Annotated in this window: 17 protein-coding genes; 6 read left to right on the top strand and 11 right to left on the bottom strand. The window is 74.5% G+C overall.

The window, feature by feature from the left end; genetic code table 11:
- Positions 1-400: 400 nt before the first annotated feature.
- Positions 401-1504, top strand: coding sequence for a MerR family transcriptional regulator (locus ACF1BH_RS20555; RefSeq protein WP_391644087.1), 1104 nt, complete (start codon positions 401-403; stop codon positions 1502-1504).
- Positions 1505-1888: 384 nt separating this feature from the next.
- On the opposite strand, the gene ACF1BH_RS20560 is transcribed toward ACF1BH_RS20555, so the two are convergent.
- A complete protein-coding gene (locus ACF1BH_RS20560) occupies positions 1889-3262 on the bottom strand; it encodes an MFS transporter (protein WP_391644089.1) in 1374 nt (457 codons plus the stop codon).
- Positions 3263-3803: 541 nt separating this feature from the next.
- Between ACF1BH_RS20560 and ACF1BH_RS20565 the strand changes: the two genes are divergently transcribed.
- Positions 3804-4328, top strand: a complete 525-nt coding sequence (locus ACF1BH_RS20565) for an AMP-binding protein (protein WP_391644091.1) — start codon at positions 3804-3806, stop codon at positions 4326-4328.
- A gap of 117 nt (positions 4329-4445) precedes the next feature.
- Here the strand turns inward: ACF1BH_RS20565 and ACF1BH_RS20570 are convergent, their stop codons facing one another.
- From ACF1BH_RS20570 to ACF1BH_RS20585, 4 genes are read right to left on the bottom strand one after another with little or no spacing between them, the layout of a single operon-like run.
- Entirely contained in the window at positions 4446-5510 is a 1065-nt protein-coding gene (locus tag ACF1BH_RS20570) for a dipeptide epimerase (RefSeq protein WP_391644093.1), read from the bottom strand.
- Entirely contained in the window at positions 5507-6646 is a 1140-nt protein-coding gene (locus tag ACF1BH_RS20575; RefSeq protein ID WP_391644095.1) for a PLP-dependent cysteine synthase family protein, read from the bottom strand. Before ACF1BH_RS20575 ends, ACF1BH_RS20570 begins: the two co-directional genes overlap by 4 nt.
- Positions 6643-7530, bottom strand: coding sequence for a hypothetical protein (locus ACF1BH_RS20580; RefSeq protein ID WP_391644097.1), 888 nt, complete (start codon positions 7528-7530; stop codon positions 6643-6645). Before ACF1BH_RS20580 ends, ACF1BH_RS20575 begins: the two co-directional genes overlap by 4 nt.
- Positions 7527-8807 carry an ATP-grasp domain-containing protein gene (locus ACF1BH_RS20585; protein WP_391644099.1) on the bottom strand — a complete coding sequence of 427 codons (1281 nt, stop codon included), beginning with the start codon at positions 8805-8807 and terminating at the stop codon, positions 7527-7529. Before ACF1BH_RS20585 ends, ACF1BH_RS20580 begins: the two co-directional genes overlap by 4 nt.
- Before the next feature lie 390 nt (positions 8808-9197).
- Here ACF1BH_RS20585 and ACF1BH_RS20590 point away from each other — a divergent pair, with 390 nt between their 5' ends.
- Entirely contained in the window at positions 9198-10043 is an 846-nt protein-coding gene (locus ACF1BH_RS20590) for a class I SAM-dependent methyltransferase (protein WP_391644101.1), read from the top strand.
- Positions 10044-10116: 73 nt separating this feature from the next.
- Positions 10117-10470 (top strand): hypothetical protein, encoded by a 354-nt coding sequence (locus tag ACF1BH_RS20595; RefSeq protein ID WP_391644103.1) that lies wholly within the window; start codon positions 10117-10119, stop codon positions 10468-10470.
- Positions 10471-10510: 40 nt separating this feature from the next.
- On the opposite strand, the gene mscL is transcribed toward ACF1BH_RS20595, so the two are convergent.
- The 5 genes from mscL to ACF1BH_RS20620 all read right to left on the bottom strand — a co-directional run bounded on the left by mscL (position 10511) and on the right by ACF1BH_RS20620 (position 16174).
- Entirely contained in the window at positions 10511-11020 is a 510-nt protein-coding gene (gene mscL / locus ACF1BH_RS20600) for a large conductance mechanosensitive channel protein MscL (protein ID WP_391644105.1), read from the bottom strand.
- Positions 11021-11750: 730 nt separating this feature from the next.
- Positions 11751-12584 (bottom strand): S-methyl-5'-thioadenosine phosphorylase, encoded by an 834-nt coding sequence (locus ACF1BH_RS20605; RefSeq protein ID WP_391644107.1) that lies wholly within the window; start codon positions 12582-12584, stop codon positions 11751-11753.
- A 79-nt stretch (positions 12585-12663) separates the two neighbouring features.
- Positions 12664-13011: an FmdB family zinc ribbon protein gene (locus tag ACF1BH_RS20610; protein ID WP_391644109.1), complete on the bottom strand. Its 348-nt coding sequence runs from the start codon at positions 13009-13011 to the stop codon at positions 12664-12666.
- 68 nt (positions 13012-13079) lie between these two features.
- Positions 13080-14378, bottom strand: coding sequence for an MFS transporter (locus tag ACF1BH_RS20615; RefSeq protein ID WP_391644111.1), 1299 nt, complete (start codon positions 14376-14378; stop codon positions 13080-13082).
- A 284-nt stretch (positions 14379-14662) separates the two neighbouring features.
- Complete coding sequence (locus tag ACF1BH_RS20620; RefSeq protein WP_391644113.1) at positions 14663-16174, bottom strand: potassium/proton antiporter; 1512 nt, start codon at positions 16172-16174, stop codon at positions 14663-14665.
- A gap of 261 nt (positions 16175-16435) precedes the next feature.
- Between ACF1BH_RS20620 and ACF1BH_RS20625 the strand changes: the two genes are divergently transcribed.
- The gene (locus ACF1BH_RS20625) at positions 16436-19159 is read left to right on the top strand and encodes a penicillin acylase family protein (protein WP_391644115.1); all 2724 of its coding nucleotides are present in this window, start codon (positions 16436-16438) and stop codon (positions 19157-19159) included.
- Between the two features lie 124 nt (positions 19160-19283).
- Here the strand turns inward: ACF1BH_RS20625 and ACF1BH_RS20630 are convergent, their stop codons facing one another.
- On the bottom strand, positions 19284-19877 hold the full coding sequence (locus ACF1BH_RS20630) for a 5-formyltetrahydrofolate cyclo-ligase (RefSeq protein WP_391644117.1): 594 nt from the start codon (positions 19875-19877) through the stop codon (positions 19284-19286).
- A gap of 87 nt (positions 19878-19964) precedes the next feature.
- Between ACF1BH_RS20630 and galU the strand changes: the two genes are divergently transcribed.
- Entirely contained in the window at positions 19965-20867 is a 903-nt protein-coding gene (gene galU, locus ACF1BH_RS20635) for a UTP--glucose-1-phosphate uridylyltransferase GalU (protein WP_391644119.1), read from the top strand.
- Position 20868 lies beyond the last annotated feature (1 nt).

Genomic DNA, 20868 nt, shown 5'->3' on the forward strand with positions numbered 1-20868 from the left:
CCGCGATCTGGCACAACCGAGCCACCGGACAACCGATCACACGATCCCTGACCGCCTACGACCACTGACCACCACTTCGGACTTACTCATCTAGGGGCGGTGCGGGCCGCGCCCCGGCCCGGGCGGTGACGGGAGTGGTCGCGGGACGGCGGGCCCGGGGCACGGCGGTGTGGCCCGGTGCTGGTTCCGTACCGCCCGGCGACCGGCCCGGCGCCGTCCGGCGCGGCCCCGACGGCAGGTGCCCGGCCTCCGGTGACGGACGTGGTTGACCTTGCCCTTGGGGGAAGCCACAGCATCGGTGGAGCCGGGCGACGGGCCCGGTACGAGGAGGACGGCCGGGCGCCCTGGCCGGGCGGCTGCCCGCCCCACGGCGGCCGGACGGCAGGGGAAGGGGCGGACGGTGACGGGGTACGGGGACCGCGGTGACGGGACGGGGCTGCTGGCCATCGGGGCGTTCGCCCGCGCCTGCCGGCTCTCGCCCAAGGCGCTGCGGCTCTACGACGACCTCGGGCTGTTGCCCCCGGCGCATGTCGACCCGCTGAACGGCTACCGGCGTTACGCTCCCGCGCAGTTGGAACGGGCGCGGCTCGTCGCCTGGCTGCGACGGCTGGGGATGCCGCTGGCCCGCATCCGCGAGGTGTGCGCCCTGCCGCCGGACGCCGCGGCCACCGCGGTCGCCGCCTACTGGGAACAGGTCGAGGCCGACACCGCGGCCCGCCGGGACCTGGCCGTCTTCCTCGTCGACCAACTGTCCCGGAAGGACTCCACCATGGCGACCACTCCCACTCCCATGACACTGCGCGCCGCGGCCCTGACCGACGGCGGGCTCGTCCGCACCGCCAACCAGGACGCGGCGTACGCCGGGCGGCGACTGCTCGCCGTCGCCGACGGATACGGCGCGGCCGGCGGCCGGGCGGCGGCCACCGCGCTCGCCGAACTGACCGCCCTGGAGACGCGCGACCCCGCGCCCGCGGATCTCCTCGACGCACTGGAGGAGGCCGCGCACCGCGCCAACCGCGCGGTCCGGCAGCTCGGCACCGAGGGCGCGGCGGAGGCGGGCTGCACCCTGACGGCGCTGCTGCACGCCGGGGCGCGGCCGGTGCTGCTGCACATCGGCGACTCGCGCTGCTACGTCCTGCGGGACGCCGGGCTGGTGCGGCTGACCCATGACCACACCCCGGTGCAGTCCCTCATCGACGAGGGACGGCTCACGCCGGAGGAGGCGCCCGGGCATCCGCAGCACGGGCTGCTCTCCCGCGCCCTCGACGGGAGCGAGGGATTCGCCCCCGACCTGCGGCTGCTGGACGCCCGCCCGGGCGAGCGGTACCTGCTGTGCACCGACGGGCTCCACACCGTCCTGCCGCCCGGCACCCTCCAGGAGGTGCTGGCCGCCGCGCCCGGCCCCGAGCAGGCCGTGCGGGAACTGGTCACGCGGGCGCGGGAGGCGGGCGCGCCGGACAACATCGGGTGCGTGGTCGCCGACACGGTGGCGGCGGACGCCTGACCGCAGGAGCCGCGGCGGACGGCGCGGCCACCGGCGTGCCCGGCGTGAAGCCCCGCGCCGGGCACCGCACCCGGGCCGGGCGGTGTCGCCTCCGCCGGGACCGCTCCGGTCGGCACCGCCCCCGCCCGGCCGGCGTCGGCCGGAGCCCTGCCCATCCGCTCGGCACCGACCTGCGCCACGTCCGTCCGAACCGCGCGGCTCCACCCGCCGAATGCTCGCCAACTTCCTCATTCCGCACCCCCGTTGTCCCGCGCTTCGTCACTTTCCGTGCTCGTTTCGCGGGCTCACCGTACGACCGTCGGCCCGCGTCGCGCCGGGCCTGTGGATAACTCCCGAGGCCGCGCGGCGAGGCGCTTCCGGTCGGGGGTCGGGCCCGGGCGAAGGTCACCCGGGCGTCCCCCGCCCTCCCCTCCGCAGTAGTCGCCGGAGCGTCCGGAGGGCGGCCGGGGCGGTCAGGCCGAGCGCCGTCGTCAGGCAGACCGCCCCGAGGACGGCGGGGCGGGGGCCGTCGTCCGGGAGCGGCAGGGCGAGACCCAGACCGGCGGTGACGGTCAGGACCGCTTTGGTCGCCCCGGCGGCCGCGCCCGCTCCATCGGCCGCCGCCAGGGCCTGCGTCCCGGTGAGGGCCAGCGCGCCCGCCGCTCCCAGGGAGCCCGCCGCGACCGTCGCCGCCACCAGGAGCGGCAGCGGATCCGTACCGCCCAGGGGCAGCGCCCCCAACCCCGCGGCCGCCACGGTCAGACAGCTCGCCATCACCGCCGTGCCGGCCGTCGGCCGCACCCGTCCGGCGGCCGGGCCACCGGCGGCCAACGCCCCGGCCGGAACCAGGAACGCCAGGCCGGCGACGGTCGGTGACAGTCCGGCGGCCCGCTCCAGGAGCTGCGGCACGGTGAACAGCAGGGCCACCGTCGCCGCGTTGGCGACCGCTCCGGAGGCCGTCAGCCGCAGATAGCGACCGTCGTGGAGCAGCGCCGGGTCCAGGAGCGGCGCCGTGCGCCGCGCCCGCCGTACGCCGCAGCCGCCGAGCGCCGCCGCGGTGGCCAGCCAGGCCCACCACCAGGGGCCGCCGCCCAGGCCGAGCGCCAGGCAGGCGCAGGCACCCGTGGCGGCGACCGCGCCCGCCGCGTCCGGATGTGCCGCGGCCCGTCGGGCCGCACCGGGGGCGCGCCGGATGGCCGCGGTGGCCGCCAGCGCCGGGAGCGCGGTCAGCCAGAAGACGGCCCGCCAGGATCCGTACTCCGTGACGGCGCCGCCCACGAACGGGCCGCAGGCGGTGGCGAGTCCGGCCAGCCCCAGGGCGCGTCCGGTCATCCGCCGCCCCCGGGGCCCGGGGAAGAGCTGGGTGAGCAGCGCCAGTCCGTTCGGCATGATCAGTGCGGCGCCCGCCCCCTGGAGCACCCGGGCCGCCACCAGGAGCGGCAGCGACGGCGCGAGGGCGCAGGCGGCGGCCGCGGTGGCGAACAGCAGCAGCCCGGCACGGAGCATCCGGCGGCTGCCGTACGCGTCGCCGAGCCGCCCGGCGAGCGGCATCAGCGCCCCGGCGGCCAGGAGATAGCCGCCGCTCACCGCGCGCCCCAGGGCCGCCGGGCCCGGCAGTTCGCCCCGGATGACGGGCAGCGCGAGATGCAGCGCGAACGAGTCCAACTGGACGCAGAACGCGCCCAGCGCCACCGCGGTCAGCGCCCACCGGCCGTCCGGCCCGGCCCCGGGCGGTGACGGGGACGGCGGGGGCGGCGGGGCGGAGGGGGACACGGGCATACGGGACGGCCTTTCGTACGGGCGCACGCAGAGGGCGCGCGGCGCATGTGGGCGCGCCGGGGCGCGCACGCGCGCGGCAGGGCGTGACGGGAGTGGGCGACATCCGTCGCGGGGGAGGGGATTGGGTGCCCGGAACGAGGGGCAGGAAGGGGGGCGGGCCGGAGCCGTGCCGGGTGCCGGCGGGCGCGGACCGAGAGGTTCCGTCGGTGGCCGGACGCGGCACTCCGGAAGGCCCCGGGCCGGGCGAGGTGCCGGCCGTACGGAACGGCGCAGGCGCGGGAAGCGGTGCCGGGCGAGCCGGTTCGCACCGGACGCGGCACGGTGTGGAACGGGGCGGTCGGCGGTGACGGGTCAGACGGTCGCCGGGCGAGGTGCCCTTCGGTAGCGTATCGGTCCGCGCCGCACCGGGGGCGCCCACGGGCGAACGGGCCCCGAGGGCAAGGGCCGTGACCGCCTGCGCGGCAGCGGTGGCGGCTGCGTACAGCGGACGTTCAGCGATCGTTGATCGGTGATCTTCAGGCTGGTCCGCATGTTGCGCCGTGTGACCTCAGAGCATGCAGATGGCCCCCGCGAGCCGCGGGCCTCCCGTCGGCCGGGCGGTTCGCGGCCCGCGCTGACCTGGTCCGGCGAGCCGGGACGGCTGGAGGAGCTGACGCACGGCATGCTCCTCGACCGGGCGGAGCGCGCCGCGACCGTGCTGCGCCGTCTCGGCGTCGGCGCGGGCGACCGGGTCGCCGTCCATCTGCCGCTGGTCCCGGAATCGGTGATAGTCACCCTCGCCTGCGGCCAGCTGGACGCCATCCGGACCACGCTCCCGGTGCAGCTGACCGCCCCGCAGCTCGCCGAGCGCATACAGGGCACGGACGCACGGGTGCTGGTCACCGCGGACGCGGCGTTCTGGGAGGGATCCGTCCGCCCCGTGAAGCCGGTCCTGGACCGGGCCCTGCACCACACCGCGTGCCGCGAGGTGACCGCGCCCGTCCTCGTCGTCAGCCGCTGCGCCCGCCCCGTGGGCTGGCTGCCGGGCCGCGACCACTGGTGGCATGACGAACTGGCGCAGGTCTGAGCGGACGGAACACCAGCTCCGGCCGTCACACGTCCGGATCGGTCCCCCCCACCACGCGGCCGGTCCGGGAGAGCCGCGCGCCGCGGCCACCTGCCGGCCCTTGCCCCGCTCTCCCCCTCAGCCGACCACCCCCGGGCGCTCCTCCCGGGCCCGCGGCCGTACCCCCAGCCCGGGGCCGTCGCCCACCCGTACCGTCCCGTCCGCGCCGCCGACCCCGCGCCACGGGTCGTGGGCGAGGAGCAGATGACCGTCGAGGTCGACCCAGCGGGCGCGGTGCACCAGATGGACGGCGGGCGCGATGCCGAGGGTGCTGGCCGTCAGACAGCCGAGCATCAGCTCCGTACCGCTGTCCGCCAGCAGATCGGCGATGCGCAGCGCCGCGAACACCCCGCCGCACTTGGCGAGTTTGACGTTGACGCCCTGCACCCGGCCCGCGAGCCGCCGCGCGTCCTCGTACGACACCGCGTCCTCATCGGCGATCACCGGCAGCGGCGACCGGGCCGCCAGCGCGGCCAGCGCCTCGGGATCGCCGGGCGCGAGCGGCTGCTCCACCGCCGCCACCCCCAGCTCCGCGCAGCGCGGCAGCAGCTCCCGGGCCTGGGCGGCGCTCCACGCGCCGTTCGGGTCGAGCAGCAGCCGGGCGTGCGGGGCCGCCGCGCGGACCGCCCGGACACGGGCGAGATCATCCTCCGGGTCGGCCGAGCCCGCCTTGATCTTCAGCAGGGTGAAGCCGCGGCCGCTCAGGCGCGCGGCGAGCGCCCCGGCCCGCTCCGGGGCGGTGATGCCGAGGGTGCGGGCGGTCGGCGCGGACGGTGGGCCGGCCGCGCCCAGCAGGTGGTACGCGCCGTGACCGGACCGCTTGCCGACGAGGTCCAGCAGCGCCGATTCGACGGCCGCGGTGACGGCGGGTGGCGCCCCTGGGGACAGCTCCCCGGCGCGCAGCGCCGCCAGCGCGGACTCCGGGTCGGCATGGCGCGCGATCCCGGCCGATGCGTCGCGCAGCAACCGCACCAGCGTGGCCGCGTCCAGCCCGTAGTAGGCGCTGGCCACCGCTTCGCCGTGGCCGCGCAGCCCGCCGTGCGCCACCGTGAGCCACACCGCGTCCCGGGCGGCCATGGTGGCGCGGGATATCCGCAGCGGTTCGGCGAGTTCCAGGCGCGTGGTGCGCAGGGACGTCTTCACGCGGGTGCCTCCTGCGGGGGACGGGGCGGTACGGGCGCCGTGTGGGGGGAGAGGACCGTGGTGCAGCGGGTCCAGCCGGTCGCCTCGGCCGCGTGCGGATGGGGGATCTCGACGGGGTGGGTGCGGGCGGTGGCGCAGTCCACGCCGTGCGCGGTGGTGAAGTCGTCGTCGTAGACGGACGACAGATAGCGGTGCGGTCCGTCCGGGAAGACCGTCGCGACGACCGCGCCCGGACGGCTCCGCGCCGCCCACGCCGCCACCAGCGCCGCGGCGCCGGTGCTCCAGCCCCCGCTGACGAAGCTGGTCCGCGCCAACCGGCGGCAGGCATCGGCGGATTCGGCCGGTCCCACCCAGTGCACCTCGTCGAACGCGGCGTGGTCGACGTTGCGCGGATGGATGCTGCTGCCCAGCCCGCGCATCAGCCGGGGCCGGGCCCGCTGTCCGAAGATCGTCGAGCCGGTGGCGTCCACCCCGATCAGCCGCAGCCCGGGCCGGGCGCGCCGCAGCGGTCCGATGAGCCCCGCGCTGTGGCCGCCGGTGCCGACGCTGCACACCAGGATGTCCAGCCGCGGCAGCGCACCGGCGATCTCGGCGGCGAGCGAGGCGTAACCGGCGCGGTTGTCGGGGTTGTTGTACTGATCGGGCCAGTACGCGCCGGGCAGCTCCGCCAGCACCGTGCGCAGCAGCGCCAGCCGGGCCGCCTGCCAGCCGCCGCGCGCCGCCGGGCGGTCGGCCAGCTCCAGCCGCGCCCCGTACGCCCGCAGCAGCCGTCGCATCGACGGCTCCAGCTCCGCGTCGCCGACCAGGACGACGGGGTGGCCCAGTGCCTGACCGGCGAAGGCCAGGCCGATGCCGAGGGTGCCGGACGTCGACTCCACCACCGGCGCACCGGGCCGCAGCTCACCGCGCTCCCGTGCCCCCAGCAGCATCGACACGGCGGCCCGCGCCTTCATCCCGCCGACGCCGTGCCCCTCCAGCTTCGCCCAGAACCCGGGCTGCGGGCCCGGCAGATCGGCGGTGATCCGCGCCAGCGGTGTCCGTCCGACCAGCGACAACAGATGCGGATCGGCGGCTTCCGGCCGCACCCGCCGCTGCGGTGCGCGCGGCGGCGCGGCCGCGGTCGTCGGCGTGCTCATCGGCCGCTCCCCTCGTACCGGCCGTCGGCGGGCGGCCCGCCGTAGCGGTACAGCGTGCCGGGTCCGCCGTCGAGCCAGAAGAACGGGTAGGGCTCCGCGCACACCGCGTGCACGCCCGCGCCGAGGAAGCGGGGCAGCACCGCGCTGCCGGTCTGCGCGAACAGCACCAGCGGCAGCCCGCGCGCCGCGGCCAGCGCCCGCAACGGCCCGAAGGTGCCGTTGCCGAGCGTCATCCCCGAGGCGAGCACCGCGGCACAGCCGCCGACGGCGCCCGCCGCGTCCCGCACCACCCTCTCGCCCCACTCCGTCACCCCGCCCTTCAGATCGCACGGCACATACCTCAGCCCGGCCGAACGCAACGCCTCCAGCAGGGAGTTGACGACGCCGACGACCAGCACCCGGCCCCCGGCGGGCACCACCGGCGCCAGCAGTTCCACGACGGCCCGCGCCCGCGCCCGGGACTTCTCCAGGGACGTGCCCGCGGCCAGCGTCAGCGGCCGCGCCCCGTGCGCCGGGGTGTGCGGCAGCCGGTGCATCAGATACGCGTCGAGTGCGGCGGTCCGCACCACCGGCAGCGGGTGTGCCAGCAGCGTCGCCACGTCCGCGCCCACCGCGTCCGTGACCGCCTCGGCCGGCAGTGCGCCGGGCTCCGCCGCGCACGAGCCGACAGCCGCGCCCAGCCGCAGGCTCAGCACCTCGTTGCGGTAGCCGCCGGACCGCCCGTCGTGGCGGACCGCCTGGCTGGTGGCGAACGCCGTGGAGATCCGCACGTCCCGCGGATCGGGGCCGAAGGCGCCGTCCAGTACGGCCTGTCGCAGTGTCTCCGGGTCCGGCCAGCCGGTGAGCGGGGCGGTGGCCGACCGGACGGCGGGCGGGGCGCTCATCGGTCCACCGCCACGCGCGGGCGGACGGCGGCGAGCAGCTCGGCGACGCGGCTGCGGGCGTCGCCGGGCGGGGCGCCGCTCCCCGCCGCCATGATGTGCCCCAGATAGCCGTTGTTGTCGGCGGCGACGCGCACCCGGGTGCCCGGCTCGGCCAGCACCACCTCCAGGACACCGGGTGCCGCCGCCGGGTCCTGCCGCGCCTCGCACCCGGCCGGACCGTAGCCGGTCAGGACGCCGTCGGTCTCCGGCAGCAGGAAGCCGATGGCCGCGTCCGGCACCCCCGTCGGCCGGACCGCCAGGTCGGGCGTCTCGCCGAGCGCCAGTGCCACGCAGACGGCAGCGAGGTCGACGCCGGTGACATGGCGGACGAGTTCGGTGATGCGGTTGCCCGCCGGGCGCGGGTTGACCTCGATCACCCGGGGGCCGTCCGCGGTCAGCTTGATCTCGGTGTGCGCCACGAGCTGGTCCAGGCCGAGCGCAGTGAGCGCGGCGCACGCGGTCTTCGCCGCCGCGGCGGCTTCGTCCGGGGCGAGCGCGGTGGGGAAGAGATGCCCCGTCTCGATGAACGCCGGGGCACCGCCCAGGCTCTTGTCGGTGACGCCGATGACGTGTGTGACGCCGCCGGAGGTCACGGTCTCGACGCTGACCTCGGGCCCCTCCAGCAGCTCCTCCAGCAGAAGCGCGGGGACGCGGCGCCGGCCGCGCGCATTGACCGGGAAGGCGTCCAGCGCACGGTGTGCGGCGGCCAGCTCCCGCTCGTCGTCCACCCGCCGGACGAACATGCCCGCGCACAGGTCCACCGGCTTCACCACCAGCGGATAGCCGATCTCCGCGGCGGCGAGGGCGGCGGCGGGCAGCCCGTCACAGACGGCGAACCGCGGCCCCGGCACCCCCGCCGCGGCGAGCGCGCGCCGGGTGTGGTCCTTGCGGCACGCGGCGGTGACGGCGTCCGCGTCCGGACCGGGCAGCCCCAGCTCTCCGGCGAGGGCGGCGACGGTCGGCAGGTAGTAGTCGCAGGAGCTGAGCACCCCGTCGAACCCCAGCGCGGCGTGCAGGCGCTGTACGTACGGCAGCAGCGTGGCGGGGTCGTTGGTGTCGGCGGTGAGGACGTTGCGGGCGCCGAGCAGCGGGTGGGCGGTCCCCTCGGGGGCGGACCGCAGGTAGTGCTGCAGGTCCCGGGTGAGGAACGTGAATGTGTGCCCGGCGCCGGTGAGCGCCCGTGGCAGCAGCCGGCTCATCGAGCCCACCCAGCTCTCGACCATCAACAGATGTCCCATGACTCCCCATCGCCGCGAGATGCGCGGGCCCCCGGCATCCGGGAACCCCGGACCGCGGTCCCGCAGTGACCCGGAGATCACGATATCGGTAATGATTTTCAGTGTCATGTTGGGGTGTGGTGGCGGGCGTTCGCGGCCCCTCGCGCCGGGGCGCCCGACGGGGGCGGCTCCCGGTACGCCCCCGGCCGGCGCGAACCTCCACCGCCCCTGCGGCGGTTGGCGATCCGGTCCGCGCGGACGCGGGGAGCGGAACGCCGGGCCGCCGCCGCGCTCCGGTGCCGGTTCGCCCGGCCGCGCCCATACTGAGGGGGCGCATCCCCCTTTCCGGCGCGGGCGTGAACGGCCCGGTCCGGTCGGCAGTGGCGGCCCGCAGCCCGCAGGAGGAACGGCATGGGAGCGATCGTCAACACCGAGCAGCAGCGCTTCTGGGACGGCGACGAGGGCGTCCACCGGGCCGCCCACCGGGACCGCTGGGAAGCGGTCAACGCCGGATTCACCGAACCGCTGCTCACCGCCGCGGCGATCCGCGCGGACGACCGGGTCCTGGACATCGGCTGCGGCTCCGGCTGCACGACCCGGCTCGCCGCCCGCCAGGCGTACCGGGGCGGCGCCACCGGCCTGGATCTGTCCGCCCCGATGCTGGAGAAGGCCCGGGAGAGCGCCCGGCGCGACGGCCCCGCCAATGTGACCTTCGTACAGGGCGACGCGCAGGCCCATCCCTTCCCGCCCGGCGGGCTCGACGTCGCCATCAGCCGCTTCGGCGTGATGTTCTTCGCCGACCCGGTGGGCGCGTTCGCCCACCTCCGCCGGGCGCTGCGCCCCGGCGGCCGGCTCGCCTTCGTCTGCGGCGCGGCCGACGCGGACAACGAATGGCTCCAGGCGGTCCTGGTCCTCCGCGACCATCTGCCGCTCGGCGACTTCGGCCGCCCGGGCGCCCCCGGCGCCTTCTCCCTCGGCGGTCCGGACGAGATCCGCGGGGTGCTCACCGCCGCCGGGTTCACCGGCGTCACCACGGAGCGGGTGGCGGCCTACGGCGCCTGGGGCCGGGACGCCGACGACGCCGCGGACTTCCTGCTGGGCTCCGGCCACGGCCGCCACTGGACGAGCCGGGCCGACCCCGCCACCGTGGCCCGCGCCCGCACCGCGCTCACCGACCGGCTGCGGGTCTACGAGGAGCACGGCGCCGTCCGCCTGTGCAACGCGGCCCGGCTCGTCACGGCCACCGCGCCGTCCTGATCCGCCCGGGCCGCGGCATGCCCCCGCCGCGGCCGCCCGGAGGCCGGGCCCGGGCCGGTCGTACCCTGAGGGGGTGAGCACCACCCCCGCATCCGACGATCCGGCTCGCCCCCGCGAGCCGCAGCCCGCGCCCGACACCGCGCCGGCCCAGGACCGGCCGGCCCCCGGCGAGCAGGCCGCGGACCAGGCGCCCCAGGGCTCCGGCCAGGCTTCCGACGAGGAGCAGGCGGCCCGGGACGCCGAGGAGCGGCGGGTCGCCGCCCGGCGCCGGGCGGCCCGGGCCGCGTTGATCTTCGACGATCCGCTGTCCCGCCGCTCCGACGACGACTCCGACCGCGGTTGGGGCGAGCGTCCCACCGGTGAGGCGGCCGACGCCGCCGCCGACCTGCGGCGCTTCCTCGACGAAAAACCGCCCCACCACCTCTGAGCGAGGCGGTGGAGCGGTCCGAGGCGTCCGCGGGGTCCGGCTACGACTGCGACTTCTGCGTGATGACCGTTGCGACGGCGTCCGGTGCGGACGACGCCGACGGGGAGCCGTTGCGCTGTGCGATCAGGGCGTCGCGGATCTCCGCCAGCAGCTCGACCTCGGTCGGCTCCGCCGGGCTGTCGTCCACCGGCTTGCGGGCGTCCACCCGCTCCTTCCACTTGTTCATCGGAAGGATCATGAGGAAGTAGACCACCCCGGCGGTGATCAGGAAGGTCAGCACCGCGCTGAGGACCGAGCCCCACAGGATGTAGATGCCGTCGGTGAACTCGCCCGTCTTCTTGTCGACGACGCAGGTGGTGAGGCAGGTCTTGTAGTTGTCGAGGTTCTGCGAGCCGAAGGCGCCCACGATCGGGTTGATCACGCCCTTCACCACCGCGTTCACGATGTTGGTGAAGGCCGCACCGACGACCACCGCCACCGCGAGTTCGATGACGTTGCCCCGCATCAGGAAGTCCTTGAATCCCTGCAGGACGCTCTTGCTCTCGCTCACCAGTGGGCCTCTCTCCATGCTCATTACGGACGGTGCGCCAACAAACAGCACCGCAACTTACGTCAGGGCGGGGCAGCGGTGTCCAGCCGCCCCACACGAACCAGTGAGCGGCCAGAGCGTCAGTACGGATCACATCCGGGGCGCCGCGGAAATATCGGGCGCGCTCCGGGCGGCGTGCGGCAGCGGCCCCGCCGCCCGGAAAAGTTTCGCCCGGCCGGGAAACGGACGCCACTCGATCTTGCGCCATGGACTACCGCCCCACCGGCGCCGCCGAAGCGGCACAACCGGCGTCCGACGGAGCCCGGCCCGCGTCCGGTAATTCCGTAAATACCCATGTCGTGGCGGTGATCGCGAGCCCGGCGGCGCCCAGCCGCCACCACAGGGCCCGGCGCCACGGGTGCCGGGTGCCACCGAGCCGGAGCGGCGGGAAGTGGGGCACTTCACACGGCGAGGGCGCGGGCAGCGGCGCCGGAAGCGCGGCCGCCCGGGCGGCCGGCGGAGCGGACGGGAGAAGCGGGGAGTGGGGCACGGAGAACACCGCCTGCGGTGAGGGAACGGGACCGACAGCACCCACCGTGCCCGCTCTCCCCGCCGCGCGTACCGGCCTGTGGACGGCCCCGGCGGGTGGGGAAAACTCCGTCACCCGCCGGAGGGACAGCCCCCAAGGTCGCGGCGGACCCGGCGCGGCGGCCCCACCGCGAAACCGGTCCGCGGCCCCGCTCCGAACCCCCTACGGCAGCTCGATCCCCAGCTCCCAGCCGTCGTGCACCTCGGCGCACCCACAGGTCCGGGCGTCCGCGGCCGGGAGGGCGCCGATCGCGTCGAAGAGGACCTCGCGCAGCCGGCCGACGTTCTTCCCGAAGACCTCCAGGACATCGTGGTGGGAGACGCCCTCGCCCGTCTCGGCGCCCGCGTCCAGGTCCGTGACCAGCGTCAACGACGCGTAGCACAGACCCAGTTCGCGGGCGAGGGCCGCCTCGGGGTGGCCCGTCATGCCGACCACCGACCAGCCCTGCGCGGCATGCCACCGGGACTCGGCGCGGCTGGAGAAGCGCGGCCCCTCGATCACCACGAGCGTGCCGCCGTCCACCGCGTCCCACTCCCGGCCGCGCGCCGCCGTCAGCGCGGCCGTCCGGGCGGCGGGGCAGTACGGGTCGGCGAACGGCAGGTGGAAGATGCGCGGGATGCTGCCGTCGGCGAGCGGGACACCGTCGAAGAACGTCTGGGCGCGGGCCTTGGTGCGGTCCACGATCTGATCGGGGACGAGCAGCGTGCCCGGTCCGTACTCCGGCCGCAGGCCGCCCACCGCGCACGGGCCGAGGACCTGCCGGACACCGACGGAGCGCAGCGCCCAGAGGTTGGCGCGGTAGTTGATGCGGTGCGGCGGAAGGTGGTGACCGCGGCCGTGCCGGGGGAGGAAGGCGACCTGCCGCCCGGCGATCTCGCCGAGGAACAGGGAGTCGCTGGGGCTCCCGTAGGGGGTGTCCACCGTGATCTCGGTCACGTCGTCGAGGAAGGAGTAGAAACCCGATCCGCCGATGACGCCAATCTCCGCGTCAGCCATGCGGCTCAGCCTACGGGGTGCCCCGCACGCACCGGACCCCCGCCGTCGGCGCGACGGCGGGGGTCCGGGGAAGCGGGAATCAGGCGGCGGAGCTGCTGCTCGCCGAGCCCGAGGTGCTGCTCGTCGACGAGGACGACGCGCTGGACGACGTACCGGACGACTTCGTGTCCGAGCCGGAGCCGGACGACGAGGAGTCGGACGTGCTCGTCGAGGGAGAGGCGGACTTCGCCGGGCTGCTGCTGGTCGACGCGCCGCGGCTGTCGTTGCGGTAGAAGCCGGAGCCCTTGAAGACGATGCCGACCGCGGAGAACACCTTCTTGAGGCGTCCCTGGCAGCTGGGGCACTCGGTGAGTGCGTCGTCGGTGAACTTCTGCACCGCCTCGTGGCCCTGGCCGCACTCGGTGCACTGGTACTGGTAGGTCGGCACTTGACTTCCTCCTGGCACTCTCACTCGATGAGTGCTAACGACGCTCCATAGTGCAGTATTCCGGCCCGTCAGTCCACTGTGGCCGCCGTACGGTGACCGACTCCACGCTCCGCCGCCTCGCCCGAGGGCTCCGCGGACGGCGTCACCACGCGGCTCGTCCCCCGGGGCAGCAGCCGCGAGCGCAGTGCCAGCAGCACCGCGGCGGCCAGCGCGGTACCGGCCAGCGGCACCAGGAAGCCGCTGCTCGGCGCGTAGGCGTCGGCCAGCCGGCCCGCCGACGTCGCCGCCGCGGCCTGGCCCAGCGCCACCGCACCGGTCAGCCAGGTGAACGCCTCCGTCCGGGCGCCCGCCGGGACCAGCGACTCCACCAGCGTGTAGCCGGTGATCAGCGCCGGGGCGATGCACAACCCGATGACCAGGCCGTTCGCCGCCAGCAGCGGCACCGCCGTGATCGCCCACAGCGGGACGGTGGCCAGCGCCAGCAGCCCGTACGCGACGAGCAGCCGGCGGCGCGGGCCGGTCTTCCAGGCGATGGCGCCGCACGCGATCCCGGCCAGCATGTTGCCCGCCGCGAAGATGCCGTAGAGGACGCCGTTGATGCCGGGGCGGCCGATGTCCTGGGTGAACGCGGTCAGCGTGACCTGCATACCGCCGAAGACGGCGCCGATGCCGAGGAACGCCACGATCAGCACCCGCACCCCCGACACCGACAGCGCCGAGACGCGCGGCGCGCCCTCCTGGTGGCCGCGGTGGACCGGCGGCTGGCTGCGCCGCTGCGCCGCGAAGAGCACCCCGCCGGCCAGTGTCAACGCCGCCTCGGCGATCAGTCCGGCGGCCGGGTGGACGCCGGTGCACAACGCCGTGGCCAGCACCGGACCGACCACGAAGGTGAACTCGTCGGTGACCGACTCGAACGCCGCCGCCGTCGACAGCAGCGGACTGCCGCCCAGCCGGGCCGCCCAGCGGGCCCGCACCATCGGGCCGACCTGCGGCGTCGAGGCGCCCGTGGGCACCGCGACGGCGAGCAGCGCCCACAGGGGGGCGTGCGACAGGGCCAGCGTGATCAGTGCGGCGATGCCCGCGACGTGCACCAGTACGCCGGGCAACAGCACCGCGCGCTGCCCGAACCGGTCGGCGAGCTTGCCGCTCTGCGGGGCGAACAGTGCCATCGCCACACCGGTCGTCGCCGAGACCGTACCGGCGGTGCCGTACGAGCCGGTGGTGTGCTCGACCAGCAGCACGATGGAGATCGTCAGCATGGCGAAGGGCTGCCGGGCCAGAAAGCCGGGCAGCAGGAAGCTCCACGCACCGGGGGTGCGCAGCAGTTGTCCGTATCCGGGACGGGAGTCCTTGACCGCGGATGCCACGGCCGGGCCTTTCCGCTGCCTGGTAGCGCACGGCCGCGAGTGCTCACGGGTGGTGCGCCGAGAGCTGTCCTCTCGCGCAGGACCGAGTGATACCGCGTGGCCCGCACCGGGCCGCGGCCGCCGAGCGGTCGCGCCAGCTCTGCATCAGGCAGAGTGGTTCGTCGATGTGCTGACGGAATTGTACAGGCCGGTACGGGGGAAGCCCCGGGATCGGCCGGGGCTTCCCGGGGGCCGCCTTCGGATCGGTGGTACGCCGCCGCACACCGGGGCGGCGCACCGACCGGTCAGTCGCGGTGTGCCCTTCTGCCGCCGGTGGTGGCCGGCGTCTTCCGCCGTCCGTGCCGGCGCACCGCCTCCACCGGGGCCTCGGCGACGGTGCCCAGCCAGCCGGCGAGCTTGCCGCCCAGGGAGACGGCCTGGAGCCGCTTCTCCGCCGCGTCGCGGACCTGGTCGGTGGCGACGACCAGCAGTTCGTCGCCGCGCCGCAGCACCGTCGTCGGCGTCGGCACGAAGCTCTTGCCGTCCCGGACGACGAGGGTGACGGCGGCGCCGGACGGCATCCGCAACTCCCCGACCTCCACGCCGTGCATCCGGGAGGTGGCCCCGATCGAGGTGGACAGCAGATGGCCGCGGAGCCGCTCCAGCGGCGCCGACTCGATGCCGAGGTCGGCCGCCTCCTCGCCCTCACCCAGCCGCAGCCGCCGCGCCAGCCACGGCAGCGTCGGGCCCTGGACGAGGGTGTAGACCACGACGAGGACGAAGACGATGTTGAAGACGCGTTCGCTGCCCGGGACGTGGCCGACCATCGGGATGGTGGCGAGGACGATGGGCACCGCGCCGCGCAGCCCGGCCCAGGACAGCAGCGCCTCCTCCCGCCACGGCACCCGGAACGGCAGCAGCCCGAGGAAGACCGACAGCGGCCGGGCCACGACGGTCAGGATCAGGCCGATCAGCAGCGCGGGGACGATGTCGTCGAGGAGGTTGTGCGGCGTCACCAGCAGGCCCAGCAGGACGAACATGCCGATCTGGCCTATCCAGCCCAGCCCCTCGGCGAAGCCGCGGGTCGCCGCGGAGTGCGGCAGCTTGGCGTTGCCGAGGATCATCGCGGCCAGGTAGACGGCGAGGAAGCCCGAGCCGTGCGCCAGGGCGCCCGCCGCGTACGCGGAGACCGCGATGGCCATCACGGCGATCGGGTACAGACCCGAGGCGGGCAGCGCCACGTGCCGCATGCCGTACGCGCCGAGCCAGCCCACGGCCAGTCCGACCGCCGCGCCGATCGCCAGCTCCAGGGCGATCTCGCCGATCAGGACGTACCAGTGCTCGACCGGTCCGGCGGTCGAGAAGGCGACGACGAGGATGACCACCGGGGCGTCGTTGAAGCCGGACTCGGCCTCCAGCACGCCCGTCAGACGGGACGGCAGCGGCACCGAGCGCAGCACGGAGAAGACCGCGGCGGCGTCCGTCGACGACACCACCGCGCCGATCAGCAGCGCCTGCCGCCACTCCAGCCCGGCGAGGTAGTGCGCCCCCGCCGCGGTGACCCCCACGCTCACCGCGACGCCGAGCGTGGAGAGCAGCGCCGCGCGGGGCAGCGCGGGCCGGATCTCCTTCCACTTCGTCCCGAGGCCGCCCTCGGCGAGGATCACGACGAGGGCGGCGTAGCCGAGCAACTGGGTCAGCTCGGCGTTGCTGAAGTCCACGCCGCCCAGGCCGTCCTGCCCGAGGGCGATGCCTATCCCGAGGTAGATGAGCAGGCTGGGCAGCCCGCTGCGCGAGGAGAGCCGTACCGCGGCCACCGCGACGAGCAGTACGAGCGAGCAGAGCAGCAGGAGTTGGTTGAGATGGTCGACAGTCAGGAGCTGGTCCTTCCGCGCGCGGTCCGGAGCCGGGTCCGGGGCCTTTCCCTGGCGTAATCCTTACCGTATCTAGTTACTGAGGCTAACAATTTACCATTACTTGAACCTTGGATGCGCTGGTCATGACGCCGCGTAGGGGCCGCCCGACCCGTGGGCCTATCGTTGCTCCAGCACTCCCACCCTGCCCCTCGAAGGACAGAGATGCCCGCCAACAAGACCGGCCCAGCCCCCAAAAAGAAGAAGGGGCGGCGCGGCCGCCTCGTCGCCGTCGCGGTCGTGCTGCTGCTCGTGGCGGGCATCGCGTTCGGCGCCTTCTGGGGGGTGAACACCGTGCGGGCGTCGCTCCCGCAGACCACCGGGTCGCTCAAGCTCGCGGGCCTGACCGACCCCGTCGAGGTCCGCCGCGACGCGCACGGCATACCCCAGATCTACGCCGACTCCGATGAGGACCTCTTCCGCGCCCAGGGCTACGTCCAGGCGCAGGACCGCTTCTGGGAGATGGACGTCCGCCGCCACATGACGGCCGGCCGCCTCTCCGAGATGTTCGGCAAGGACCAGGTCGACACCGACGCCTTCCTGCGCACGCTGGGCTGGCACCGCGTCGCACAGCAGGAGTACGACACCAAGCTGTCGCCGGCCACGAAGAAGTACCTCCAGGCCTACTCCGCGGGCGTCAACGCCTACCTCAAGGATCACGAGGGCGCGGCGCTCTCCCTGGAGTACGCGGCGCTGGACTTCCAGAACGACTACAAGCCCGAGAAGTGGACGCCCGTCGACTCGATCGCCTGGCTCAAGGCCATGGCCTGGGACCTGCGCGGCAACATGCAGGACGAGATCGACCGCTCCCTGATGACGAGCCGCCTCAGCCCGAAGCAGATCGCGGAGCTGTACCCGGCCTACCCGTCCAAGCGGAACAAGCCGATCGTCGAGGGCGGCGCGGTCAACCCCGTCACCAAGGAGTTCGACCCCAAGGGCAGCAGCAGCGGCAACACCGCCGCGAACGGCACCCCCGGCGGCGCCACCCAGGGCCTGCAGAACCAGCTCTCCGCGCTCTCCACCTCGCTCGACAAGATCCCGGCGCTGCTCGGCCCGAACGGCAACGGCATCGGCTCCAACTCCTGGGTCGTCTCCGGCTCCCACACCACCACCGGCAAGCCGCTGCTCGCCAACGACCCGCACCTCGCCCCGCAGATGCCCTCGCTCTGGTACCAGATGGGCCTGCACTGCCGCACCACCGGCCCGAAGTGCAACTACGACGTGGCGGGCTACACCTTCTCCGGTATGCCCGGCGTGATCATCGGCCACAACCAGGACATCTCCTGGGGCATGACCAACCTCGGCGCCGACGTCACCGACCTGTACCTGGAGAAGATCACCACCGACGGCTACCTCTCCGACGGCCGCCGCCGCCCGTTCACCACCCGCAAGGAGACCATCAAGGTCGCCGGCGGCCCGAGCCGCGAGATCACCGTCCGTACCACCGACAACGGGCCCATAGTCTCCGACCGGAACGGCGAGCTGGCCACCGTCGGCAAGCGGGCCCCCGTCGGCAACGCCGCCCCCGACCGCGGCGACGGCTACGCGATCTCGCTGCGCTGGACCGCGCTCGACCCCGGTAAGTCCATGGACGCCGTCTTCGAGCTGAACCGCGCCAAGGACTGGACGAGCTTCCGCAAGGCCGCCGCCGACTTCGAGGTCCCCTCGCAGAACCTCATCTACGCCGACACCAAGGGCAACATCGGCTACCAGGCCCCCGGCCGCATCCCCGTCCGCGGCAAGGGCGACGGCTCCCTCCCCGCCCCCGGCTGGGACCCGGCCTACCGCTGGACCGGCTACATCCCGCAGTCCGCGCTCCCCTGGGAGTACAACCCCGGGCGCGGCTACATCGTCACCGCCAACCAGGCCGTCGTCGACGAGAAGAAGTACCCCTACCTGCTGACCAAGGACTGGGGCTACGGCGCCCGCAGCCAGCGGATCAACGACCTCATCGAGTCGAAGATCAAGGACGGCGGCAAGGTCTCCACGGACGACATGCAGAGCTTCCAGCAGGACAACAGCAGCCAGATCGCCCGGATCCTGACGCCGTACCTCACCAAGGTCAACATCTCCGACCCGTACGTCCGCGAGGCGCAGCAGCTCCTCGACGGCTGGGACTTCACCCAGGAACCGGACTCCGCGGCCGCCGCCTACTTCAACGGCGTCTGGCGCAACCTCCTCAAGCTGGCCTTCGGCAACAAGATGCCCAAGGAGCTGCGGGTCAAGGGCGAGTGCCTGACCGTCCGCCCGGCCGAGGGCAGCGGGCCCGTCGACGACCTGAACAAGTTCGTCCGCGAATGCGGTGAGCGCGCCCCCGACATGGCCCAGCCCGACGGCGGCGACCGCTGGTACGAGGTGGTCCGCGCGATCCTCGACGACCCGAACAACGCCTGGTGGAAGACCGCGGACCTGCCCGGCCGCCCCGGCGACAAGAACCGCGACCAGCTCCTCGCGCACGCCATGAAGGACGCCCGCTACGAGCTGACCTCCAAGCTCGGCAAGAACATCGACAACTGGACCTGGGGCCGGCTGCACCAGCTGTTCCTGAAGAACCAGACGCTGGGCACCGCGGGCCCCGGCTTCCTCCAGGGGCTCTTCAACCGCGGCCCGTGGAACGTCGGCGGCGGCGAGGCGGCGGTCAACGCCACCGGCTGGAACGCCTCCGGCGGCTACGGCGTCACCTGGGTCCCGTCCATGCGGATGGTCGTCAACCTCGCCGACCTCGACAAGTCCCGCTGGATCAACCTCACCGGCGCCTCCGGCCACGCCTACGACGCCCACTACTACGACCAGACCGACAAGTGGGCCAAGGGCGAACTGCTCCCCTGGGCCTTCGGCGACGCCGTGGTCAAGAAGGGCACGAAGGACACGCTGACGCTCACCCCGTGAGCGCCTGAGCGGAACGCCCCGGCCCCCGCCCGCACGACGCGGACGGGGGCCGGGGCCGTTTCCGTACCCGCCGAGGTGGTCAATTCAGGTCAATACTCGGCGGCTGGAAAGTGACGTTCCCCGCTCACTCCCGTGCCGTGAAACGCCACACCCCGGACGGCGTCACCGCCGCGTCCACCGGCCGGTCGTGCGCCTCCGCCGGGACCTCGTCCAGCACCTCGCCGTCGTGGAGCAGCACCACCGTCGCCGGATGCGCCCCGGCCCGCTCCAGACGCGCCAGCACCCGGTCGTACGAGCCGCCGCCGCGGCCCAGCCGCAGCCCGTGCCGGTCCACCGCGAGGCCCGGCAGCAGCACCGTGTCCGCCGCCGTCACCGCCTCGGGGCCCAGCCGCGGCCCGGCCGGCTCCAGCAGGCCCCGGCCCGCCTTCACCAGGCGGTCTGCACCCTCGTAGCGCGCCCAGTCCAGATCGTTGTCGGGCAGCAGCACCGGCAGCAGCACCCGCGTTCCCGCCCCGTGCAGCCGCTCCAGCAGCGCGCGGGTGGACGGCTCGCGCCCCACCGACACGTACGCCGCGACCGTCCCGGCGTCCGCCAGCTCCGCCAGCTCCAGCGCCCGGCGGGCCAGTTCGCCCCCGGAAGCCGCCGCGACATCGGACGGCAACGCTCTCCTCACCTCCAGGAGACGGCGCCGCAACCTCTGTTTCCTACCGTGGTCCATGCTCACCGTGTGGCCTTGCTCCCGCTCTCGGGCAGTATTCACCGGACACTCATCATCCTTCCTTTTGGGCCGGTTATCGTTCTGCGCATGACCCCATCGCACCCCCGGATCAGCAAGGCCGTCGTCCCGGCAGCCGGCCTCGGCACCCGCTTTCTCCCCGCCACCAAGGCCACCCCCAAGGAGATGCTGCCGGTCGTCGACAAGCCCGCCATCCAGTACGTGGTGGAGGAGGCGGCCGCCGCCGGCCTCTCCGACGTCCTCATGGTGACCGGCCGCAACAAGCGACCCCTGGAGGACCACTTCGACCGCAACTACGAGCTGGAAGAGGCGCTGCACCGCAAGGGCGACGAATCCCGCCTCGCCAAGGTCCAGGAGTCCAGCGACCTGGCGACCATGCACTACGTCCGCCAGGGCGACCCCAAGGGCCTCGGCCACGCCATCCTCTGCGCCGCCCCGCACGTCGGCGACCAGCCCTTCGCCGTCCTCCTCGGCGACGACCTCATCGACCCGCGCGACCCGCTGCTCCAGCGCATGATCGACATACAGGAGCGGCACGGCGGCTCCGTCATCGCCCTCATGGAGGTCGACCCGGCCCAGATCCACCTCTACGGCTGCGCCGCCGCGACCCCCACGGGCGACGACGACGTCGTGGTCGTCTCCGACCTGGTCGAGAAGCCCGACCCGGAGCAGGCCCCCTCCAACCTCGCCATCATCGGCCGCTACGTCCTCGACCCGGCCGTCTTCGACGTCCTGCGCGAGACCGCCCCCGGCCGCGGCGGTGAGATCCAGCTCACCGACGCCCTCCAGACGCTCGCCGCCGACCCGTCCCTGGGCGGCCCGGTGCACGGCGTCGTCTTCAAGGGCCGCCGCTATGACACCGGCGACCGCGGCGATTACCTCCGTGCCATTGTCAGACTGGCATGCGAACGTGAGGACCTGGGCCCGGAGTTCCGGACCTGGCTGCGCAGTTACGTCACCGAGGAGTTGTAGG

Origin of the sequence: Streptomyces sp. NPDC014733 (genome assembly GCF_043083385.1) — a bacterium.
Taxonomy (GTDB): domain Bacteria; phylum Actinomycetota; class Actinomycetes; order Streptomycetales; family Streptomycetaceae; genus Streptomyces.